The sequence below is a fragment of the Jiangella aurantiaca genome, assembly GCF_004349105.1.
GTDB lineage: Bacteria > Actinomycetota > Actinomycetes > Jiangellales > Jiangellaceae > Jiangella > Jiangella aurantiaca.
In genome coordinates this window covers 25,026-44,737 of the sequence record NZ_SMLB01000017.1, presented here as the reverse complement: position 1 = coordinate 44,737, position 19,712 = coordinate 25,026, and the positions used below count along the sequence as shown (strand labels likewise).

Annotated in this window: 20 protein-coding genes and 1 pseudogene; 9 read left to right on the top strand and 12 right to left on the bottom strand. The window is 71.4% G+C overall.

Features of this window, described 5'->3' with window-relative positions; all coding sequences use genetic code 11:
- The first annotated feature begins 71 nt into the window (after nucleotides 1–71).
- Entirely contained in the window at nucleotides 72–506 is a 435-nt protein-coding gene (locus E1262_RS14310; protein WP_132103812.1) for a VOC family protein, read from the top strand.
- Nucleotides 507–560: 54 nt separating this feature from the next.
- On the opposite strand, the gene E1262_RS14305 is transcribed toward E1262_RS14310, so the two are convergent.
- The 4 genes from E1262_RS14305 to tal all read right to left on the bottom strand — a co-directional run bounded on the left by E1262_RS14305 (nucleotide 561) and on the right by tal (nucleotide 5,986).
- Nucleotides 561–2,414 (bottom strand): transketolase, encoded by a 1,854-nt coding sequence (locus E1262_RS14305; protein ID WP_132103811.1) that lies wholly within the window; start codon nucleotides 2,412–2,414, stop codon nucleotides 561–563.
- A 16-nt stretch (nucleotides 2,415–2,430) separates the two neighbouring features.
- Complete coding sequence (locus E1262_RS14300) at nucleotides 2,431–4,173, bottom strand: SRPBCC family protein (RefSeq protein ID WP_162605905.1); 1,743 nt, start codon at nucleotides 4,171–4,173, stop codon at nucleotides 2,431–2,433.
- 104 nt (nucleotides 4,174–4,277) lie between these two features.
- Complete coding sequence (locus tag E1262_RS14295; RefSeq protein ID WP_203453866.1) at nucleotides 4,278–4,877, bottom strand: MBL fold metallo-hydrolase; 600 nt, start codon at nucleotides 4,875–4,877, stop codon at nucleotides 4,278–4,280.
- Nucleotides 4,874–5,986, bottom strand: coding sequence for a transaldolase (gene tal, locus E1262_RS14290; protein ID WP_132103809.1), 1,113 nt, complete (start codon nucleotides 5,984–5,986; stop codon nucleotides 4,874–4,876). Before tal ends, E1262_RS14295 begins: the two co-directional genes overlap by 4 nt.
- Before the next feature lie 134 nt (nucleotides 5,987–6,120).
- Here tal and E1262_RS14285 point away from each other — a divergent pair, with 134 nt between their 5' ends.
- Together E1262_RS14285 and E1262_RS14280 are read left to right on the top strand one after the other, a co-directional pair.
- Nucleotides 6,121–6,531 (top strand): DUF2267 domain-containing protein, encoded by a 411-nt coding sequence (locus E1262_RS14285; RefSeq protein ID WP_132103808.1) that lies wholly within the window; start codon nucleotides 6,121–6,123, stop codon nucleotides 6,529–6,531.
- A gap of 163 nt (nucleotides 6,532–6,694) precedes the next feature.
- Complete coding sequence (locus tag E1262_RS14280; protein WP_132103807.1) at nucleotides 6,695–6,904, top strand: cold-shock protein; 210 nt, start codon at nucleotides 6,695–6,697, stop codon at nucleotides 6,902–6,904.
- Between the two features lie 20 nt (nucleotides 6,905–6,924).
- On the opposite strand, the gene E1262_RS14275 is transcribed toward E1262_RS14280, so the two are convergent.
- The gene (locus tag E1262_RS14275) at nucleotides 6,925–8,082 is read right to left on the bottom strand and encodes an MFS transporter (protein ID WP_132103806.1); all 1,158 of its coding nucleotides are present in this window, start codon (nucleotides 8,080–8,082) and stop codon (nucleotides 6,925–6,927) included.
- A 70-nt stretch (nucleotides 8,083–8,152) separates the two neighbouring features.
- Between E1262_RS14275 and E1262_RS14270 the strand changes: the two genes are divergently transcribed.
- Both E1262_RS14270 and E1262_RS14265 read left to right on the top strand, forming a co-directional pair.
- Nucleotides 8,153–9,085, top strand: a complete 933-nt coding sequence (locus E1262_RS14270; RefSeq protein ID WP_132103805.1) for a LysR family transcriptional regulator — start codon at nucleotides 8,153–8,155, stop codon at nucleotides 9,083–9,085.
- Nucleotides 9,086–9,178: 93 nt separating this feature from the next.
- Nucleotides 9,179–9,544: a hypothetical protein gene (locus E1262_RS14265; protein WP_132103804.1), complete on the top strand. Its 366-nt coding sequence runs from the start codon at nucleotides 9,179–9,181 to the stop codon at nucleotides 9,542–9,544.
- 60 nt (nucleotides 9,545–9,604) lie between these two features.
- Here E1262_RS14265 and E1262_RS14260 read toward each other — a convergent pair whose 3' ends face one another.
- The 6 genes from E1262_RS14260 to E1262_RS14235 form a co-directional block, all read right to left on the bottom strand.
- Nucleotides 9,605–10,204: an MFS transporter gene (locus E1262_RS14260; protein WP_162605904.1), complete on the bottom strand. Its 600-nt coding sequence runs from the start codon at nucleotides 10,202–10,204 to the stop codon at nucleotides 9,605–9,607.
- 147 nt (nucleotides 10,205–10,351) lie between these two features.
- Complete coding sequence (locus tag E1262_RS14255) at nucleotides 10,352–10,972, bottom strand: dihydrofolate reductase family protein (protein ID WP_132103802.1); 621 nt, start codon at nucleotides 10,970–10,972, stop codon at nucleotides 10,352–10,354.
- 167 nt (nucleotides 10,973–11,139) lie between these two features.
- The gene (locus E1262_RS14250; RefSeq protein WP_132103801.1) at nucleotides 11,140–11,904 is read right to left on the bottom strand and encodes an SGNH/GDSL hydrolase family protein; all 765 of its coding nucleotides are present in this window, start codon (nucleotides 11,902–11,904) and stop codon (nucleotides 11,140–11,142) included.
- 42 nt (nucleotides 11,905–11,946) lie between these two features.
- Nucleotides 11,947–12,378, bottom strand: a complete 432-nt coding sequence (locus tag E1262_RS14245; protein WP_132103800.1) for a hypothetical protein — start codon at nucleotides 12,376–12,378, stop codon at nucleotides 11,947–11,949.
- Between the two features lie 476 nt (nucleotides 12,379–12,854).
- Nucleotides 12,855–13,514, bottom strand: a complete 660-nt coding sequence (locus tag E1262_RS14240; protein WP_132103799.1) for a response regulator — start codon at nucleotides 13,512–13,514, stop codon at nucleotides 12,855–12,857.
- Nucleotides 13,511–14,635: a sensor histidine kinase gene (locus E1262_RS14235; protein WP_162605903.1), complete on the bottom strand. Its 1,125-nt coding sequence runs from the start codon at nucleotides 14,633–14,635 to the stop codon at nucleotides 13,511–13,513. Before E1262_RS14235 ends, E1262_RS14240 begins: the two co-directional genes overlap by 4 nt.
- Before the next feature lie 267 nt (nucleotides 14,636–14,902).
- Here E1262_RS14235 and E1262_RS14230 point away from each other — a divergent pair, with 267 nt between their 5' ends.
- The 4 genes and pseudogenes from E1262_RS14230 to E1262_RS32100 form a co-directional block, all read left to right on the top strand.
- Entirely contained in the window at nucleotides 14,903–15,082 is a 180-nt protein-coding gene (locus E1262_RS14230; RefSeq protein WP_132103797.1) for a hypothetical protein, read from the top strand.
- Nucleotides 15,079–15,792, top strand: coding sequence for an ABC transporter ATP-binding protein (locus E1262_RS14225; protein ID WP_132103796.1), 714 nt, complete (start codon nucleotides 15,079–15,081; stop codon nucleotides 15,790–15,792). The genes E1262_RS14230 and E1262_RS14225 overlap by 4 nt, the downstream gene beginning before the upstream one ends.
- Nucleotides 15,789–18,275: an ABC transporter permease gene (locus E1262_RS14220; RefSeq protein ID WP_132103795.1), complete on the top strand. Its 2,487-nt coding sequence runs from the start codon at nucleotides 15,789–15,791 to the stop codon at nucleotides 18,273–18,275. The genes E1262_RS14225 and E1262_RS14220 overlap by 4 nt, the downstream gene beginning before the upstream one ends.
- A 71-nt stretch (nucleotides 18,276–18,346) precedes the next feature.
- Nucleotides 18,347–18,787: pseudogene (locus E1262_RS32100) on the top strand (YdeI/OmpD-associated family protein); the annotation flags it as partial.
- A gap of 17 nt (nucleotides 18,788–18,804) precedes the next feature.
- On the opposite strand, the gene E1262_RS14210 reads toward E1262_RS32100, so the two are convergent.
- On the bottom strand, nucleotides 18,805–19,704 hold the full coding sequence (locus E1262_RS14210) for a carbohydrate ABC transporter permease (RefSeq protein ID WP_132103794.1): 900 nt from the start codon (nucleotides 19,702–19,704) through the stop codon (nucleotides 18,805–18,807).
- Between the last annotated feature and the right edge of the window lie 8 nt (nucleotides 19,705–19,712).

Genomic DNA, 19,712 nt, shown 5'->3' with positions numbered 1-19,712 from the left:
GGTACGCCTCGCCCCGCGCGGCGACGACATCCGGGGTCTCGGTGGACAGGACGCGCCACTATGGTGGACCGATGGCGTCGGTCAAGCAGTTCCAAGTCACCTTCGACTGTGCGGAACCTGAGCGCGTCGCTCGTTTCTGGTGCGAGGTGTTGGGGTACGTGGTACCGCCGCCGCCGGAGGGGTTTGCTACGTGGGACGATTTCGATCGCTCGCTGCCGCCTGAGCGTCAGGGTTCAGCGTTCGCCTGCATTGATCCCTCAGGTGTGGGCCCGCGACTGTACTTCCAGCGCGTTCCCGAAGGCAAGGTCGTCAAGAATCGGGTGCATCTCGACGTGCGGGTCGGCGCCGGGCTCGTGGGTGAGGAGCGCCTCGCCAGGCTCGAGGACGAGTGTGCACGACTGGTCGCGCTCGGGGCGGTACGCGTGCGACTGCTGCCTGCCGATGGCGTCAACGAGTCGTGCATCGTGATGCGGGACATCGAGGGCAACGAGTTCTGTCTCGACTGAGGGGCGCGAAGGCGGCCCCGAAAGCGAATCCGAATGAATCGGCCGAGTAGGGCGTCACCTCGGGGACAGCATGAGCCGGACCGCGTCGACGATGGCCTGCCGGTCGATGCCGGCGGCGTGCAGCTGCTCGGCGGGTGTCGCCGACGTGGGCATGCCGTGGACCGCGAGTTTCAGGACCGCGGGTGCCTGGTCGCCGTGGCCGAACACATCGAGCACGGCGTCGCCGAGGCCGCCCTCCGGCCAGTGGTCCTCGACGGTGACGATGCGGCCGGTCTCGCGCGCGGCGTCGCGGAGAGTCTGCGCGTCGACCGGCTTCACGGAGTAGAGGTCGATCACCCGGACCGCGATCCCGTCGTGGGCCAGGTCGTCAGCGGCGGCCAGCGCTTCGTGCACGGTGATGCCCGCCGCCACGACGGTCACCTGGTCGGCCGGCGACGATCGCAGGATGCGGCTGCCGGCGATGCTGAACTCGTCGTCGGGCCCGTAGATCACCGGGGTCTCGCCGCGGGTGGTGCGGAGATAGCCGATGCCGGGATAGTCGGTCATGGCCGCGACCAGCGCGGCGGTCTGGTTGGCGTCGCACGGGTACAGCACGACGCTGCCGTGAACGGCACGGAACGCGGCCAGGTCCTCCAGCCCCATCTGTGACGGCCCGTCCTGGCCGATCGAGACGCCGGCGTGCGAGCCGACCAGTCGTAGGTCCGCGCCGCCGATGGCGGCCATCCGGACGAAGTCGTAGGCGCGAGTGAAGAACGCGGCGAACGTGGCGACGTACGGGATCCAGCCGCGCGCCTGCATGCCGATGGCGGCGGCCACGAGCTGCTGCTCGGCGATGTAGAGCTCGAAGAACCGCTCCGGATGCGCGGTCGCGAACTGGTCCATCCGGGTGGAGTCGGCCACCTCGCCGTCGAGGCCGACGACGTCCGGGCGGGCCGCCCCGACGGCGGCCAGGGCCTCGCCGAACGCATTGCGGGTGGCGACCTCGCTGCCCACGGCGTACGACGGCAGCTTGACCGTGCCCGGCTCGCCGAAGCTGTGCGGCTGGGCCCGCTTCGCCGGTGGCGTGACGTGGACGCGCATCCGGCGGATGCCGCCGAGCTCCTCGATCGCGTCGTCGGGGTCGGTGAGCGGCTTGCCGTGCCGGCCCTCCTGGTCCGCGACGGCCGCGACGCCGGCGCCCTTCGTGGTGAGGGCCAGCACGGCGGTGGGCCGGTCGGCGGCGGCCGCCTCGGCGTAGGCGCGGTCGATCGCGGCGACGTCATGACCGTTGATCTCGACGGTGTGCCAGCCGAACGCGCCGATGCGGCGCGCGTACGCACCGGTGTCCCAGCCGTGCCTGGTCGGGCCGCGCTGGCCGAGCCGGTTGACGTCGACGATGGCGACGAGGTTGCCCAGCCGCTCGTAGCCGGCGGCCTCGAAGGCCTCCCACATGGAGCCCTCGGCCAGCTCGCTGTCGCCGCACAGCGCCCAGACGCGGTAGGGGAGCCGGTCCAGCAGCTTGCCGGTCAATGCCAGCCCGACCGCCACCGGCAGCCCGAGGCCCAGTGACCCGGTGGCGACGTCCACCCACGGCAGCCGCGGCGTCGGGTGCCCCTCCAGCCGGCTGCCGAGGGTGCGGAAGGTCAGCAGCTCCTCGTCGGTGATCGCGCCCGCTGCCTTGTACATCGCGTACAGCAGCGGCGAGGCGTGACCCTTGGAGAAGACCAGGTGGTCGTTGTTCGGGTCGTCGGGCTGGTCGAAGTCGTAGCGCAGATGCCGGGCGAGCAGCGTCGCCATCAGGTCGGCCGCCGACATCGACGACGTCGGGTGGCCGGAGCCGGCCGCGGCGGCGCACCGGACGGCGTCGACCCGCAGCTGCTGGCCGAGCTCGGCGATGTTCAGGTCGTCGTTCAGGTTCTGATCGGTCATCTCGGCCACCCGTCTGTCATCGGCTGTCGGCGGTCCTGCCTTCCTCGACCGCCCGGTCGAGGTCCTCGTCGGTGAGCACACGCTGATCCGGATCCGCCGTCGTCCCAGGCTCGACGGAGAACCTCAGCCGCTCCATGTACGGCGTGGGCTGCTTGCGGCGGTGGTCGAGGAACTCCTCCGCGTAGCGTGCGCGGGCCTGCTCCACCGTCTTGGCCCCGGTCACGATGTCGTTCATGAGGTTGAGCGCCAGGAAGTTGGCCTGCTCGTCGTGGCAGCGGGCCGACACTTCGCCGGCGGTCCGCTCGACCATCACGCTGCCGTCGAAGGCGGTCAGCTCCGACACCTTCTCCACGGGCACTCGGAAGTCGATGAACGACTCGACCGAGTCGAAGTGCGGGGCAGGGAAGGCGTGCTGGTAGAACGCCCGGGACGCGACCACCCGCTTCCACGGGCCGACCTGGTGCCAGATCAGCTGCGACTCGGTCGCCTCGTGCGGCTCGCCGTACTGGTCGATCACCAGCCGCGCCGCCTCCTGCGACTCCGCCGGCCACGCCTCGACGATGCCCGCGGCGCCGGTCTCCACGAACGACTTGATCCGCATCAGGTCCTGTCGCAGCCGGTGCGCCGGGTCGGCGCCGAACAGCGTCGCCACGGCATGTCCGACGGCGCCGACCATCGGGTTGTAGGTGAGCCGGACGTGGATCCGCGTCCTGCCGCCGTCCTCGGGGTCGAGGCGCACGACGCCGCTGTGCGCGACGAGCTGCCGATCGACGGTTCGCCAGGCGAGCTCGCGGCCGTCCTCCCGGCGCGTCTCCTCCGCGTCGAACCGGACGGGCACGCCCGCCGGCCCGGCGACGACCCAGTGGGACCGGCGGCCGTCGGGCGAGCGGCGGACGTCGAGCACGTCGGGCAGCAGCCCGGGCAGCGTGCTGTAGTCGCCGAGGAAGGACCACAGCCGCTCCGGCGACGCCGCGACGCTGATCGAGTCCTGGACGTCGACCGCCCTCCGGCCGGCGGTGACGCCGGTGAGCCGACGGATCGGGAGGTTCGTCGCGGCCCGGACGGCGAGCAGCGCGCCGGCACCGCCCACGGCCCACGAGGCCGGCCGGGGCAGCCGCCCCGACACCGTCCACAGCGCCGCGCCGCTGGTGCCGGCGACGAACCGGGCGGCAGGCGACCAGTGCTGCTGCAGGAGTTCGGGCACCGGCTGCCGCGGCCGGCGGGCGCCCTGGAGCCGCGGCACGCCGGTCGAGTCCCGATGGACGGTCCACCGCTCGTCGACGCCGCGCACCCCGGGAACGCGCCCGATCCCCCTGCGGGCTCGCCGCGCCTCGTCGGCCAGGACGTCGCCGCGCAGCGTCACCATCCCGCCGTCGACGCCCACCTCGACCGCGTGCGGGTGGGTGACGTAGCGGCCCAGCTCGGACCTGACGCGCTCGTGCAGCACCGTGTCGTCGACGCGGCGTCCCGTGACGCGGTACCGGGTACCGGCGGCGACGCCCCGCGTCCTGTTGGCGAGATCGCGGGCGAGGACGTCGAGGCCCTCGTTCCCGTCGTGTGCGGTGTGCGCGATGCGGTCGCGAACGCGGGCCCGCCGTGCTCGGCCCCGATCGGGGTCGAACAGGTACTCCGCGACGGCGCCGGCGCCCGCGGCCAGACCGGCGACCCCGGCGGCGCGCAGCGGGTCCGGCGCGGTGCTGGACACCGACGGCGTCCGCCGGCCGGCGGGGTTCCTGCGAGTGGTCGTGGTCGTGCGCATGGCGATCGGCCTCACTTCCTTGCTGGTGTGTCGTGCGGTGGTGCGTGGCCGCCGCTCTCCGGTCGCCCGTACCCGGCCGTGCCGCATCGACACCCGCCGGCGCGTCAGACGTCATAGCTGCGCCCGGTCACGCCCCACTCGCCATACGGCGGATCCAGGCCGGCGTCGATGGCGCGCAGGCAGGGCCGGCCGATGTGGGCGTACACGACCCGCCGGACCCTGAGCCGGACGGCGTTGGCGGCGACGTCGCGCACGCTGGCGTGCCCGCCCACCCCGCCGCGGAACCGGATCGGCCGGTTCCACCCCGCGGCGTCGGCGAACAGCAGGTCTGCGCCGGCGGCCCAGGACGGGAACCGCCAGAACTCCGGCGCCCAGACGACGGTCGTGCGGCCGGCGCTGATCGCGTACCCGACGGTGGGGTGTGACGTGTGCTCGACCGGGTGCGGCTCCACTCGGACGCTGTCGCCGGTGTAGTGGCCGATCCGCGGCGTCAGGCCACGCGCGGCGGCCAGCCGGCGCAGCGCCGTGCGCAGTTCGGCCCGCTCGTCGGTGACCAGCCAGGCCGCCACACCGTCCGGAGGTTCGGCGCCGGGGCCTCCGTCGAACACGATCTGGTGCCCGGAGAAGCGCAGCAGCAGGCCGGCCGGGGGATAGCGCGGCGAGTTCATCGCGCCCACGCCGAGCAGGGTCAGCCGAAGCGTCACCGGCCGCTGTCGCCCCGCAGGGCGTCGTCCACCGTCCGGAGCAGCTCGGTCCAGCTCGCGGTGAACTTCTCCACGCCCTCGCGCTCGAGCGTGTCGACCACGTCGTCGTAGTCGATCCCGAGCGTGGCCAGCTCGTCCAGCACGCGCCGGGCGTCCTCGTAGCGGCCGGTGACGGTGTCACCGCGGACTCCGCCGTGATCGGCGAAGGCGTGGATCGTCTGCTCCGGCATGGTGTTGACCACGCCGGGCGCGACCAGCTCTTCGACGTACATCACGTCCCGGTAGGCGGGGTTCTTCGTCGACGTCGACGCCCACAGGGGCCGCTGCGGATGGGCGCCGGCCGCGGCGAGCTCGCGCCACCGGTCGCCGGCGAACACCCGCTCGTAGCGCTGGTAGGCCAGCCGGGCGTTGGCGACGGCCGCGCGGCCGCGCAGCCGCTGCGCCGAGTCCGTCCCGATCTTGTCCAGCCGCTGGTCGACCTCGGTGTCCACGCGGGAGACGAAGAACGACGCCACCGACCCGATCGCGGACAGATCGTGACCGTTCGCCCGCGCCTGCTCCATCCCGGTCAGGAACGCGTCCATGACCTCGTCGTATCGGTCGAGGCCGAACGTCAGCGTCACGTTCACGCTGATGCCGGCAGCGAGCGTGGCGGTGATGGCCGGCAGCCCGGCCCGGGTCGCGGGGATCTTCACGAACAGGTTGGGCCGGTCCACCAGCCACCACAGCTGCCGGGCCTCCGCGCACGTGCGTTCGGTGTCATACGCCAGCCGCGGGTCGACCTCGATCGACACCCGCCCGTCGACGCCCTCCGACGCGTCGAAGGCCGGGCGCATCACGTCACAGGCCCAGCGCACGTCATAGCAGGTGACCAGCCGGGCCGCGGTCTCGGCGCCGACGCCGCCCAGGGCGAGGTCGTGCACCTGCTCGGCGTAGTCGTCGCTCTCGGACAACGCCTTCGCGAAGATCGTCGGGTTGCTGGTCACTCCGACGACCTGGAACTCTCGTCGCAGCCGGTCCAGGCCGACGGTGGTCAGCCGCCGCCGCGACAGGTCATCCAGCCACACCGCGACCCCGGCCGCGGACAGTTCGGCGAGCCGCTCGTTCATCGCGCACCTCCTCGGCCTCGCAGACCGGCCCGTACCCACCGCCCGGGTTTGGTACCCCGGTCACACGGCCGGAGGTGACCGGGCCGCGGTGGTGGGTACGGGGCCGGGCGAACGGAAGGAAGTAGGGACGTCTCATGATCGAGTACCGAGAACTGGTGACGACGGTCGCGCGGACGCTCGACCTGGACACGACGGAGGCCGAGCGGGCGGCGGAGAGCACCCTCGCCGTACTCGCACTCGTCCTCGACGGCGATGCTCGCCGCCATCTGGACGACTCGCTCCCCGGCGACCTGCGCTCGGGCATCGCGCCGGACGAGCCGCCGCGGCCCTGGGACGACGTCATCTTCACGCGTGCGGTGGCGACGGTGACGGGGTCGTCGCCGGAGGAGGCCAGACTGCGGGTGCAGGCGGTGCTGACCGCGCTGGCGCAGCAGGACCGTGAGCTCGTGGAGTCGCTGGGAGTGCCGGAAGCGGTGCGCCCCTTGCTCGACGCGCCGGCACCGGGCGGCGGGCTGACCGGGCCGGCGGGCCACGACGCGCAATGACTGCCCGCGACGTCGAGGTGGCGCACCGCGTCGACGAGCGCATCGACGCCCTCAGCGGCGGGATCACCGCAGGTTGAGTTGACACGGTCGGACTCGATGACGAATGGCGCCGGGCGGCGCCGGGTATCAATGACAGCGGCGTCGGCAACCGGAGGTGATCACGATGCCGACCGGCACAGTGAAATGGTTCAACGCGGAGAAGGGCTTCGGCTTCATCGAGGCCGACGATGGTAGCGGTGACATATTCGTGCACTACAGCGCCATCGTCGACGCGGGTCGTTTCCGGACCCTCGACGAAGGGCAGCGGGTCCGTTTCGATGTCACTTCGGGTCCGAAGGGCAACCAGGCCGCCAACGTCGAACCGGCGACGTGATGTCGTCCGGCTCTGCCGGGTCACCCTGACCGTGCGGGACCTCTCTGGCGGGACTCCATAAAAGGCGATATGAGGGCCATCGCACCCCCGGCGGCGGCGACGACCCACAGCGCCAGGGCCAGGCCGCCGAGGCCGGCCAGAGCGCCGACGATCAACGGCCCGGTGAACGAGCCGAGGTATCCGACCGTGGTGACCGCGGCGATCGCGACCGGGGCCGGCAGTCCGCTCGCGACCGGCGCCGCAGCCATGACCACCGGCGCGACCACGGCCACACCCATCCCGACGACTCCCCATCCGGCCAGACTGACCACCGCCAGCGGCGTCGCGACCGCAAGCGCCGTCCCGGCCACCACGAGGAGGCCGGCACCGCGCACCACGCCGGCCCGGCCGAACCGGCGCAGCAGCCGGCCGGCGGCCAGGCGGCCGCCGGCCATGCCCAGCGAGAAGACGGTGAAGGCCGCCGCGGCGACGCCCGCGTCGGCGTCCTGGTCCGCCCGCAGGTGGACGGCGCTCCACTGGAACGCCGTGCCGTCGATCAGGAAGGCGCAGAACGCGATGGCGCCGAGGACGCCGAGCGCACGGCTGGGCCGGCCGAACACCTTCCGCGTCGCCGTCCGAAGCTCGGTGACGAACCGCCGCACCGCGATCGCGCCGGCGAACAGGCAGCCGCCTGCAGTGACGAGGAAATGCTGTCTGACGTCGAGGGCCGCTGCGGCCGCCGCCGTACCGGCGAGCCCGCCGCCGACCAGGCCGAACGAGTGGGCCGCGTGCAGGGCTGGCAGTACCGGGCGGCCGCTGCGCCGCTCGAGCTCGACGCCCTGAACGTTCATGGCGACGTCGACGACGCTGTTGGCCGCGGCGAATACGGCGACGGCAGCCACGAACGGCGCTGGTCCGGGAGCGACGCCGGCACCGCAGAGGGCGGCGCCGAAGACCGCCAAGCCGGCCGCCGTGGCCCTGCGGCTGCCGAGCCGCGCGACGATCACGGCACCCGCGGGCAGCCCGGCGACCGCTCCGGCCTCCAGCCCCGCGACGACCGCGGTCAGCTCGACGACGGACAGGTCCAACCGCTCCCGGACCGCCGGGATGCGGGTCGCCCAGGTGGCGGAGACTGTGGCGGTCACGAAGAAGACGACGGCGGTGGCCGTCGTCGGCTGACGCAGCTCGGAGGAGGTCATGCTCGTCCGCTACCCGCTCGCTGATATAACGCGTCAGCAGAGTTTCTGATGCTCGTTCTAATATTTCGGTATGCTCGACGTCACCAAGCTCGCCACCCTGCGCGCCGTCATCGAGCGTGGCTCGTTCTCGGCCGCGGCGGACGCACTGATGCTGACCCAGCCCGCCGTCTCCCGCCAGATCACACTGCTCGAACGGCAGGCCGGTACCCAGCTGCTGCGGCGCACCCGCCAGGGTGTGCGGCCCACCGAGGCAGGCCGGATCCTCGCCGAGCACGCGGCCACGATCCTGGGCCAGCTCGCCCGGGCGGAGGCACACATCGGCGACCTTGCCGGTCTGCGCAGCGGTCGAGTGCGGCTCGGCTCGTTCCTGACCGCGCTGATCTATCTGTCGGCCGAGCTGGCGGTGCTGCTGGAGGCGAGACACCCCGAGCTCTATCAGCAGGGTCACAGCGTCATCGAGGATGTCCTGGTCGATCGGCGGACGGCCCTCCGGCAACTGCAGGCCGGCGAGCTCGACCTGGCGATCGTCTTCGAGCACGCTTTCGAGCCTGAGGAACCGGACCCAGACGTGGAGATCGTTCCGCTGTTCCCGGACCCGCCGCGCATCCTGCTGCCGTCGAGGCACCGGCTCGCCGGGGCGGCGTCGGTGCGCCTCGGCGATCTGGCCGGCGAGACGTGGATCCGAGCCCACCACGGTTCGGCCGCGCGCCTGGTGGACCATGTCCTGCGATCCGCGCAGCTCCAGCCCGAACTGCTCCTCGCCGGGCACGGCGACGAGCCGGTCGAGGCACAGGCGTTCGTCGCCGCAGGGCGTGGCGTCACGATCGCACACGACCTCAACGTGCTCATTCGGCCCGAGCAGGTGGTCGCCGTTCCGCTCACCGGCGGCGGGCCGGTGCGACACATCCAAGCCGCCATCATGCGAGACCAGAGAGCTCCCGCCCCCCGTGCCGTGCTCGAGGTCCTCCGTCAGGTCGGACACCGGCACGCTCGGCGCCGGTGATGACCACGCAGCGCGGTCGCGGGCATGCGGTGGCTGCGTGCGGGTATCCCCGGAGCACTGGTCGTCATCGCAACGTGTCCCGGGGAGGCCACCGTGAGCACATCCAGGGGGCTCGCGCGGGCCCAGGGCGCGTTCAACCTGGTGGGCGGACTGTGGCCGATCATGAGCGTCCGATCGTTCGAGGCGGTGTTCGGGCCCAAGACCGACCGATGGCTGGAGTACACCGTCGCGGGCCTGCTGATGGCCGTAGGGGTCGCACAGCTCACCACGCCGGACGACGACGCGGCCCTGCGCGTGGCCGAACGCGTGGGCGTGGGCACGGCGGCGACACTGCTGGCCATCGACCTCGTCTACGTCCCGGCAGGGCGGCTGCGCTGGACCTATCTGCTCGACGCCACGGCGGAGGCCGGCTGGATCACGGCCTGGGCGATGTCGGGTCGGGTTCGGCGAGGACGATGAGCTTCTGCCGGTAGCCGGCAGTCCCGATCTCGATCGAGCGAGGTGGGCGTGCGACTGGTCTCATGTCGGAACCGCTCGCGGTGGTCGGCCCAGGACGGCCACCGCCGCCCGGAACGTCCGGACACGAACCAGGCCCAGCCGCAGCAGTGGTGTAGGGGTGCGCCGTTCCCGCAGCAGGAACACCACGACGAGCGCGGCCGCCAGGCTGAACTCCAGGAGCGCGACCACCCGCATGCCGGGCCGGCCGACCGTCGTGATGGCGGCCACCAGCGCCGCCACTCCCGCGGTCGCGAGCAAGGCCGCCCAGACGTCGACGGAGCACGGGCCGTCCCGGAGCCTGCCGCCGGGCAGCACGGCGGCGGCCAGCGCCGCTGACGCGGCCACCGGGGTGCTGAGCAGGAAGACGTACTGCCAGCCCAGAGACTGCGTCACCAGGCCGCCGGCGAACGCCGCGAGCCCGATGAGCAGGATGGGGCGGCGCCCGAACCGGTCGCCGAGCCGCCCCCCGACGAGGAGGAACCCCCCGACCGTCAGCACATACGCGGTGAGCACCCACTGGGCGTCCGACGGCGCGAGGCCGAGGTCGGCGCTGATCGCCGGCAGCGCGACCGTGATGACCTGGCCGTCGAACACCGTCAGGAACGTACTGACCGACAGCACCGCCGTGAGCATCACGAGCCGGCACGCTTGATCATGGAGAAGGTCGCCTTTGGAGTCGCGGGAAACCCGGCCTTCTCCATGATCAACTCGGTGAGCGGCCCGAGCTAACAAACGGCCCGTCGGTGACCAGCGCCTGCGTCAGGTGGTTCAGGTCGTGGCCGGTGCGTACTGCGGGCGGCCGGTGGGCCGGTAGACCTGGAGCGTGATGCCCTTCGGGAAGGCTCGCGACTCGACCAGGTCCAGCGCTGCGTCCGGGCCGGCGTCGGGGAACAGCCGCGTGCCCTGGCCGACGATCACGGGATAGGTGAACAGGATGATCTCGTCCACCAGGTGGTGGTCGAACAGCCAGCGGACCAGGGCGCCGCTGCCGTGCACCTGCAGCTCACCTCCCGGCCGGGCTTTCAGCTCGCCGACGGCGGCCGCGACGTCTCCGGAGAGGACGGTGGTGTCCGCCCATCGCGGGTCGGTGAGCGTGGTCGATGCCACGTACTTGGGCCGCGTGTTCAACGGCCCAGCGATGGGCTTGTGCTCCGGATCTGGCATCACTCCCCAGGAACCGGCGAAGATCTCGTAGGTCCGCCGGCCGAACAGGAACGCGTCGGCGCGCTGGTAGACCTCGCCGAGGAACGCCTGAGCCTCGTCGTCGTCGACGAACAGCGGCAACGCCCAGCCGCCGCGCTCGAATCCGCCCTTGCGGTCCTCGTCCGGCCCGCCGAGTCCCTGCATCACTCCGTCGACAGAGAGGTTCGTGACGGTCGTCAGTTTCATGATCGTGGTTCCCTTCTCACTGGGTCTTGACCCCTTTGGGGCGCCCCTCGTGGGCGGTCTCTCACCCCTCCCACGAACACCGCGGCCCCGATCCGACACCGCCGCCCGGAATCCTTCTCTGGCATCACCAGTCCTGGTGAACGTGATCATCTGGCGCGATCGTCACGTCACGGGGTCGGCCGGGCCGGGTGGATGACGATCCAGTCCGGGTACTTGCCGGTCCGGTTGTCGCCGGACGAGCGTCCGGTGAGCCGGCGGCGGACCCACGGAAGGACGTATTGGCGGTAGTAGCGCACGGTCTCCGCCGCGGTTGGTGCCGCCCGGTTCCGGGCGACCGGAGCCATCCAGTCCTGGGGATACGAGGCGCCCAGCGTCTCCAGCACACGGGCCGCGACCCGCTGATGGCCGGCGGTGTTCAGATGCAGTCGATCCTCGGCCCAGTAGTCGGCATGGGTGAGTTCGGTGTCGGCCCAGTTGTTCGTGAACGGCACGTTGTACCTCGCCGTGAGCGCCTCGACCGCCGACGTCAGCCGGTCGCCCAGTTGGCGCATGCGCCTGCCCATGGGCAGGCCGCGGGTGGGGTCGCCGCCGCTGAGGATGATCGGCTGAACGTCGGTCTCCAGACAACGAAGGATGACGTGCTCGGTGAGTGCGCAGATGCGGCCGATGTCGACACGCGGGCGCATGAGGTCGTTGCCGCCGCCGTTGAAGGTGAGAGCGGTCGGCTCGAGCGCCAGCGCCGGTTCGAGCTGTTCGGCCACGATCTGGCCGGCGAGCCGTCCCCGAATGGCGAAGTTGGCGTACTCCAGCGGTGCGTCGCGATCGCGGGCGAGGCCGCTCGCGAGCAGGTCGGCCCAACCCCGGGGCGTCCCGTCCGGGAGTTCGTCGCCCACACCTTCGGTGAAGCTGTCGCCGATGGATACCAGCCGCATGGCCTCCAGTATTGGCTACGACCGTGAGCGACGATGTCCTCGTCAGTTCGCCCCGAGCAGCACCATGCGGGTGGGCATGCCGTCGACATCAGTGCGGTCGACGACGCGGCCGCGGGTGAGGTCGACGGTGACGATGCGCTGGCGGCCGGGTTGGGAGACGTACACGTGGTCGTCGGCGGCGGCGAGGTCGGGTGCGGTGGCACGGTCGACGTGCTCGTGGAAGTCGAGGTCGACGCGCTCGCCGAGCTGGATCTCGTGCCGCAGGTCTCCGTCGCGGCCGTCGCGTATCTGCAGGAATCCCTGGTGGGTGAGGACGAGCAGCTGCTCGCCGTCGGGCGTCGTCGTGACGGCCAGGGCGGTGCGGCTGGTGCCGCCTGTCGAGAGTGGGATTCGGGTGATCGCCGGGACCCTGCGGGTGGTGTCGTCGGCGGGGTCCACCGGCACGACCAGGACGCCGTCGGCGCACCCGAACACCGCCCGTCGCCGTCGCGGCCGACCGCGAACGCGTAGTGGTCGGCCGCGGCCAGCTCCAGCTCCCCGGCGGAGGCGTCGCCCAGACCCGGCACGCCTGCGGGGTCGAGGAGAACCATCCGGCCGCTGCCTTCCTCGGCGACGCCGATGCTGCCGGTGACCTCCGGCAGCCGCCCGTTGCTCACGCCGCCCGGCGACTGTGCGAGGTAGGTCTGGGCCACGAACGGACGGCGTGCCTCGCCGGTCGCTTCGTCGTAGGCGGTGTCGATGACGGTGACGTGGTCACGGTCGGTGTCGCGGCCCCGCAGTGCCATCGCGATGCGGCCGTCCGCACTGCGGGCCAGGCTGATCGGCGCCGGTAGGGTCGAGAGCCGTTCCACCTCCACGCCGTCGTCGAGGACGACGATGTCGCCGCTGTCGGAGTCGACCACCAGGAGGCGTTCGTCGGCGGTCCACACCTCCGGGACGGAGGAATGTGTTTACTCGGCGCGCGGGGTGCTCACGCCCGTTTCGTAGGCGAAGATCACGGCCTGGACCCGATCGCGGAGATCGAGCTTCATGAGCAGTCGCTTGACGTGTGTTCTGATCGTCGATTCCTCGACAGTCAGGGCGGCGGCGATCTCGCGGTTCGACAGGCCACGGGCGATGAGGGCGAGGACTTCGCGCTCGCGGGGGGTGAGCTGGTCGAGTCTCGTCTGGCCGGCGAGGTTCGGCGTGGGCTGCTGGGCCATGCGGTCGATCACCCGCCTGGTGACCGATGGCGACAGCAGCGAGTCGCCCGCCGCGACGATGTCCACGGCCGCGATCAACTCTTCCGGCCGGCTGCGTTTGAGAAGGAAGCCCGACGCGCCGGCGCGGAGGGCGCCGAAGATGTAGTCGTCCTGCTCGAACGTCGTGAGAATCAGAACTCGTACGTCAGGTGCCGCTCGCGTGAGCTCCTGAGTGGCGGCGATGCCGTCGAGGCCGGGCATGCGCACATCCATCAGGACGACGTCCGGCGCCGTTCGAGCCGTTCGTTCGATGGCTTCTCGTCCGGTCGATGCGAGGCCGACGATCTCGATCCGGGGATCGGCGGTGAGGAGTTCGACGAGGCCGGCGCGCATGAGGTCGTCGTCGTCCGCGATCAGTACGCGTGTCACGTCCGGCGGCCTCCGTTGGGTAACCGGACGTGGACGCGAAACGCGCCGTCGACGCGCTGGGCGTCGAAGCTGCCGCCGAGCAGGGTCGCGCGTTCTTGCATGCCGATGAGGCCGTGGCCGCCGCTGGGTCGATGGCGGTCACGGTCGGCCACGGGGTTGATGACCGTGAGCCGGACCTCGGTGGCGGTGGACTCGAGAATGATCGTGGCGCTGCCCGCGCCGTGGCGTGCGGCGTTGGTGAGCGCCTCCTGGAGGATGCGGTAGGCGGCCTGGTCGGTTGCCCGGTCGAGCTGCCCGGGCGCGTCTGTGGTCTCGAGTGTGACGTCGAGTCCGGCCGATGTGTGGTGGGCGATCAACGTGTCGAGCGACGCGAGCCCGGTCGGTGCTTCCACTCCGTCCGATGGGCCGCTGTCCCGGAGTGTCGCCACGATCCGGTCGATGTCGTCCGCGGTCTGCCGGGCGAGCTCCTCGATCGCGGTCAGGGCGGGTAGCGAGCGATCTGGCTCGTCATGGTGGCGCAGCCGGGCCGCGCCGGCTCGGACGGCGATGACGTTGATCGCGTGGCCGGCGGAGTCGTGGAGATCGCGCGCGATGCGGGCGCGTTCTTCGGCGACGGCGAGCAGTCGTTCGCGTTCGGCGTCGCGTTCGGCGCGATGGGCGCGCGCTCTGAACTCTGCTAGCTGTTCCCGACGCAGATGGGTCCGCTCGCCGGCGAACCAGGCGGCGGTCCAGGCGAGTCCGGTGTGCAGGAGTTCGATACCGGGGAAGGTCTGGTGTGCGGCTGCGGTCGCGCCGAGGTATGCCACGAGCAGCCCGACCACGATGGCGGTGATGCGTCCGGGCCATGGGGCGTCGCGGTCGCGGCTGGCGGTCAGGAGGTAGAGGGCGATGGTGGGGCCGAGAGCCAGGTCGACGGAGTAGCCGAATCCGGCCAACAGGACGCTCACCGCGGACGTCGCCACGAACGCGCCGAGTGGTGACCGTCGCCACGACAAGAGCGGCACTGCCCCGCAGGCGGCGAGCAGGACGCCGAGCGGGTCCAGCTCCGTCGAACCCGGCCGAGTTGGCGCGATGCCGCCGTGCGAGAGCTGCGACAGCGTGCCGATGAGGACGACAGCCACGATGGCGACGTCCACAAGCGCTCGCGAGCCTCGTGTGGTCGCGAACGATCCGCGGACGCCGGCTGTCGTGTACATGGGCACTGCGAGGTTACCGCCCCGCGCGCTGCCAGCGAGTCGCCCTTGCGGGGGATCCGCGTCCACGCGATGAGGACGGCGAAGGTCACCCGGCGGGGCGTTTCGGCGCCGGCCCGGGTGTCCGTACGTTCGGGACGTGCTGATCGCCGAGGCCAGCCGCATCGAACAGCCCTGGACACGAGAGGACATCGCATGACTGACCCGTCTCGCCGGCCCGACGCCGGTTGGGGGTCCGGTGACGACGCGACCACTGGTGTGCGTCGCTGGGTGAAGGTGACCGTGATCGTCGCGGCGGTCGTGGTGTTGCTGGTCGTGGTGTGGCTGCTCATCGGCGGGGGCGGTGGCGAGCACGGTCCGGGACGGCACGGATGAACGCGGACACGGCAGACGCGGCGATACGGGTCAGCCATGTCGTCAAGACCTATCCACTGGGTGCCGGTGAGGTCGTCGCGGTCGACCATCTCAGTCTCGATATCGCCTACGGGGAGTTCGTCGCGATCGTCGGCCGGTCCGGCAGCGGGAAGACGACGCTGCTCAACCTGCTCGCCGGCATCGACCGGCCCACGTCGGGGACGGTGCACGTCGCGCGGGCGGACCTGGGTTCGTTGTCGGAGTCGGGCTTGGCCACCTGGCGGGGTCACAACGTCGGGCTGGTGTTCCAGTTCTTCCAGCTGCTGCCGACGCTGACGGTGGTGGAGAACGTGATGCTGCCGATGGACTTCGCCAGGAAGGTACCGGTCGCCGACCGCCGCGACCGCGCGCTGCACCTGCTGGACCGCGTAGGCATCGGTGACCAGGCCGACAAACTGCCGGCCACGCTGTCCGGGGGCCAGCAGCAGCGGGCGGCGATCGCCCGGGCACTGGCCAACGACCCACCGCTGCTTCTGGCCGACGAGCCGACCGGCAACCTCGACTCGCACACGGCCGACGCGGTTCTGAAGCTGTTCGCGGACCTGAACGCCGACGGACGGACCATCGTGGTGGTGACCCACGAGCGCGACATCAGGTCGATCGTCGGTCGCGAGGTGACGCTGGTGGACCGGCGGATCGTCGACGACGAGCGGACAGGGGCGTCGGCGTGACGGGCCTGCTTGCGGTCAAGCTGCGCCGCGATCTGCGGGCGACCTGGCCTCGGATCGCGTTGATGGTGGTCGCGATCGCGGTGAGCCTGACCGCGTTCAGCGCTGTGCTGTACGCGTGGAGCGCCATCGACCGAGAGGTCGAGCGGGCATATCTGAGCACCGAGCCGGCGTCGGCGACGATCCGGTTCGCCCCCGGCGTGGACACCGAGAGGATGGCCGCTATCGCCGCCGAGGCACGCGACCAGCCAGGTGTGCTGGAAGCGACCGGGCGCACCCAATTCACCAGCGACATCACCGTCGTCGGCGAGCCGCGCGACGTCCGGCTGCAGGTGTTCGCGGCGGCGCCGGACGATCCGCTGACGATGGCGAGGTTCTTCGTCGAGGACGGCGCATGGCCGCCAGACCCCGGTGAGATCTATCTGGGGCGGGACTCGCTCGACCTGCTGGAGGTGGCCGTCGGTGACGCGGTGACCGTCGAGACACCTGACGGCGAGGCGATCCGCCTGTGGGTGGCGGGCACCGTCTACGACCCCAGCCTCTCACCGGCCGCGCAGGAGCAGGCCGGTCGCGGCTACCTCTCCACGGCGTCGCTGGCCGCCGTTGGCGAGTCGGAGGCGGCGGCCGCCGGTCAGTGGTCGCCGGGGTCTCCGCTGGACCAGTTGAAGATCCAGGTCGCCGGCCCGGATGAGACGACGCCGAGCCGGGACCGTGACACGATCGTCGCCGTCGCCGGTGACGTCGCGCTCTGGCTGCAGCAAGCGCACGGTCTCGCCGTCGCCGAGATCCAGGTTCCGGAACCGTACGCGCACCCGCACCAGGGGCAGGCTGACGCGCTCCTCAGCGCGCTCCTGGTCGGAGCCGGGGCCGCCCTGCTGCTCAGCACGATCCTGGTCGCGAACATGCTGGGCGGCCTGTTCGCCCAGCAGATACCGCAGATCGGGATCATGAAGGCGATCGGCGCCCGCGCCGGCAGCATCGCGCGCCTATACCTGGCGATGACGTTGCTGATCGCCGGAGTCGCCACGCTGCTCGCGCTGGCCCCCGGCATCCTGATCGGCCGCGCGTTCGCCCCCGCCGTGTTCGACTTCCTGGGCATCGATCCCGCCGGCCTCGCGCCCGCGTGGTGGACCTACCTGGTCGTCCTCGCCGCCGGGGTCGTCCTGCCCGTCCTCATGGCGCTGGTGCCGCTGGTCAAGACCAGCCGCACGACCGTGCGGGCGGCGATCGATCACCGCGGCGCCGGCGCGGACCCTCGCAGGGCGACCCGCGTCCTGGCCCGGCTGGGTCGTATCGCCCGCCTCGATCGGGGGCTGCTCATGGCGCTGCGCAACACGATCCGGCGCCCGGCCCGGTTCCTGCTGTCCGCGGGGCTGCTGGCGAGCGCGGGCATGATGTTCGTCGCCGGGTTGTCCGCGCGTGACGGCATGGAAGCGGTCGCGGCCGAGACGGCCGAGCTGCTCCAATGGGACGTCGCCGTGCAGCTGGCCACGCCCGTGTCCGTGGACGTGCTCGCCCCGGTGGTGGGCCAGGTGTCCGGGGTGGAGCGGTTCGAGGGCTGGACCACCGCCTCGGCCAGCCTCTCCGGGCCGGGCGGGCTGCCGGTCTCGCGCACCTATCCCGACCAGGGGCACGGCCGCCTCCAGGTCACCGCGCTCCCGGCGGACACCACCACGTTCGCTCCTCCCGAACTGTCGGAAGGACGCTGGCTGGAAGCGCAGGAGACCGGGGCGATCGTGCTCAACCAGGTCACGTTGGCCGCCGCCGATGCCGACATCCAGACCGGTGACACTGTTCAGCTGTCCATCGCCGGAGTGTCCACCAGGTGGCGCGTCGTGGGCATCGCCGAGGAACGGGGCGCGACCAGCAGCGCATACGTCACGGCTGAAGGCCTCGCCACAGCGTTGGGCGAGCCACGGTGGTCGAACGCTCTCCGCATCGTCACCTCCGATCACGACGAACAAGCCCGGGCCACCGCGGCCGACGCAGTCGACCAGGCCCTCGCCGGTGCCGGTATCGACGTGCAGTCCGCCGACTCCGTCGGTCGTCAGGAAGCCGTCACTGGCGGGCACCTGGAACCGATCCTCGTGATCCTGCTGGCGACCGCGTTGCCGATGGGCGTCATCGGCTGCATCGGCCTGGCCTCCACGATGGGCGCCAACGTGCTGGAACGGATCCGCGAGTTCGGCGTCATGCACGCCATCGGCGCCCGCCCCAAGGCCGTGCGTCGCATCGTCATCGCCGAAGGCATCTTCATCGCCCTCGCCAGCTGCCTGCTCGCGGTGCTCCCGGCCCTCGGCGTCACCGCGGCCATCGGCGCCCTGCTCGGCAACACGTTCATGTACGCGCCGCTGCCGTTCCGGCCTTCCATCCTCGCCGCCCTCATCTGGACCGGCCTCGTGGTCCTCGGTGCGTGGCTTGCTACCGACGCGGCAGCAACCCGCGCCTCCCGGCTCACCGTCCGCGAAGCCCTCGCCTACCTCTGACGGAGCGGTCGACCGGCCCTGGTCGTGCGCGTGCTGTTCCGGCAACGTTCCGCATTCCTGAGGGGGCCATCATGATGGGCGGACGAGCAAAGATCGCGTCGGCAGCTGCCGGTGTTGCCATGCTCGAACGACTGCCGGGCCAGCGAGGATCCGGTGAGCTGGAACGCGTGGGCTGGCTGATGTGCAGGTGTGCGCGCTGCGGTGGTGGCGACGGCGAGTGCCGGGCGCAAGAGGGCTCGCGTCCCGGCGCCGGGCTGGCCTGTCGGTCCGGGCGTGTTGACAAGAACGCCAACTGTTGGCGCTGGTGTCAACATGCCCGGATCATGACCGGCCGGTCTGCCCTATCGCCCGGGCAGGGACCGGCGACCCGAATCCCCACTATCCACCACACACCGGGCCACACCCCCGGCCGAGACCCACGGAAGCAGCAGGAGTTCTGGCAGACGCTGTCGTACAGCAAGCAGCAGTGGCACGTGCTGCAGGTGACAGGCGCCAAGAAGCCCGAGACGCGGGCCAAGCGGGCCGGGCGTCAGCCTTTGACAGCGCCCATGGTGAAGCCGGCGACGAATCGGCCGAGTAACAGCGTGAACAGCAGCGCGATCGGCATCGCGACCACGATGTTGGAGGCCTGCAGCGACTGCCAGAAGAACACGTCGCCGCGGATCAGTTCGGTGGGTACGCCGGTGCTCACCGTCTTTTCCGCCGACGGCGAGATGAATGCCAGTGCGTAGATGAACTCGCTGGCGGTCAGGGTGAAGGCGAACACCACGACGGCGACGATGCCGGGGAACAGTAGTGGCACGACTACCCGGGCGAACGCGCCGAGTCGGCTGTACCCGTCGACCATGGCCTGTTCCTCGACATCCTTCGGCAGGCCCTTGCAGAAGCCGATGAGCAGCCAGGTGCACACCGGGATGGTGATCGTCGGGTAGATCAGCACCAGCGACCAGGTGGAGTCCTGCAGGCCCAGCCAGACCACGACCCGGGTGAGGGAGAGGAACAGCAGGGTCGGCGGCACCAGGTAGACGAAGAACAGGGCGATGCCCGCCGGTCCGGCCCATGGGCGGTCCAGCCGGGCCAGCGCGTACGCCGCCGGCAAGCCGAACAGCAGCGTGATCGCGACGACCAGCACCCCGACCCACAGCGTGTTGACCACGAAGGTCGGGAACGGGGTGTCCTGGAACAGGAACAGCACGTGGTCGAGCGTGGCCGGCTTGTTGAAGAAGAACGGGTTGTTGGTGGCGGTGTAGAGGTCGCTGTTCAGCTTCAACGCCGTGACCGCGCTCCACAGGAACGGTCCGGCCGCGACCACCGCGGCCAGCACGGCGAGGACGTACACCCCGACTCGGCCCGCGCGTCGGCGCCACACAAAGCGCCGCCGCTGCCGGTCGACCTCGGCCGGGGGCTCGGTCAGCACCGAATCGCTCATCCTGGCGC

Bases quoted from the DNA above. Each gene is read 5' to 3' on its own strand.
- E1262_RS14310 (WP_132103812.1), top strand. From the start codon at position 72: ATGGCGTCGGTCAAGCAGTTCCAAGTCACCTTCGACTGTGCGGAACCT.
- E1262_RS14305 (WP_132103811.1), bottom strand. From the start codon at position 2,414: ATGACCGATCAGAACCTGAACGACGACCTGAACATCGCCGAGCTCGGC.
- E1262_RS14300 (WP_162605905.1), bottom strand. From the start codon at position 4,173: ATGCGCACGACCACGACCACTCGCAGGAACCCCGCCGGCCGGCGGACG.
- tal (WP_132103809.1), bottom strand. From the start codon at position 5,986: ATGAACGAGCGGCTCGCCGAACTGTCCGCGGCCGGGGTCGCGGTGTGG.
- E1262_RS14285 (WP_132103808.1), top strand. From the start codon at position 6,121: ATGATCGAGTACCGAGAACTGGTGACGACGGTCGCGCGGACGCTCGAC.
- E1262_RS14280 (WP_132103807.1), top strand. From the start codon at position 6,695: ATGCCGACCGGCACAGTGAAATGGTTCAACGCGGAGAAGGGCTTCGGC.
- E1262_RS14275 (WP_132103806.1), bottom strand. From the start codon at position 8,082: ATGACCTCCTCCGAGCTGCGTCAGCCGACGACGGCCACCGCCGTCGTC.
- E1262_RS14270 (WP_132103805.1), top strand. From the start codon at position 8,153: ATGCTCGACGTCACCAAGCTCGCCACCCTGCGCGCCGTCATCGAGCGT.
- E1262_RS14255 (WP_132103802.1), bottom strand. From the start codon at position 10,972: ATGAAACTGACGACCGTCACGAACCTCTCTGTCGACGGAGTGATGCAG.
- E1262_RS14250 (WP_132103801.1), bottom strand. From the start codon at position 11,904: ATGCGGCTGGTATCCATCGGCGACAGCTTCACCGAAGGTGTGGGCGAC.
- E1262_RS14230 (WP_132103797.1), top strand. From the start codon at position 14,903: ATGACTGACCCGTCTCGCCGGCCCGACGCCGGTTGGGGGTCCGGTGAC.
- E1262_RS14225 (WP_132103796.1), top strand. From the start codon at position 15,079: ATGAACGCGGACACGGCAGACGCGGCGATACGGGTCAGCCATGTCGTC.
- E1262_RS14210 (WP_132103794.1), bottom strand. From the start codon at position 19,704: ATGAGCGATTCGGTGCTGACCGAGCCCCCGGCCGAGGTCGACCGGCAG.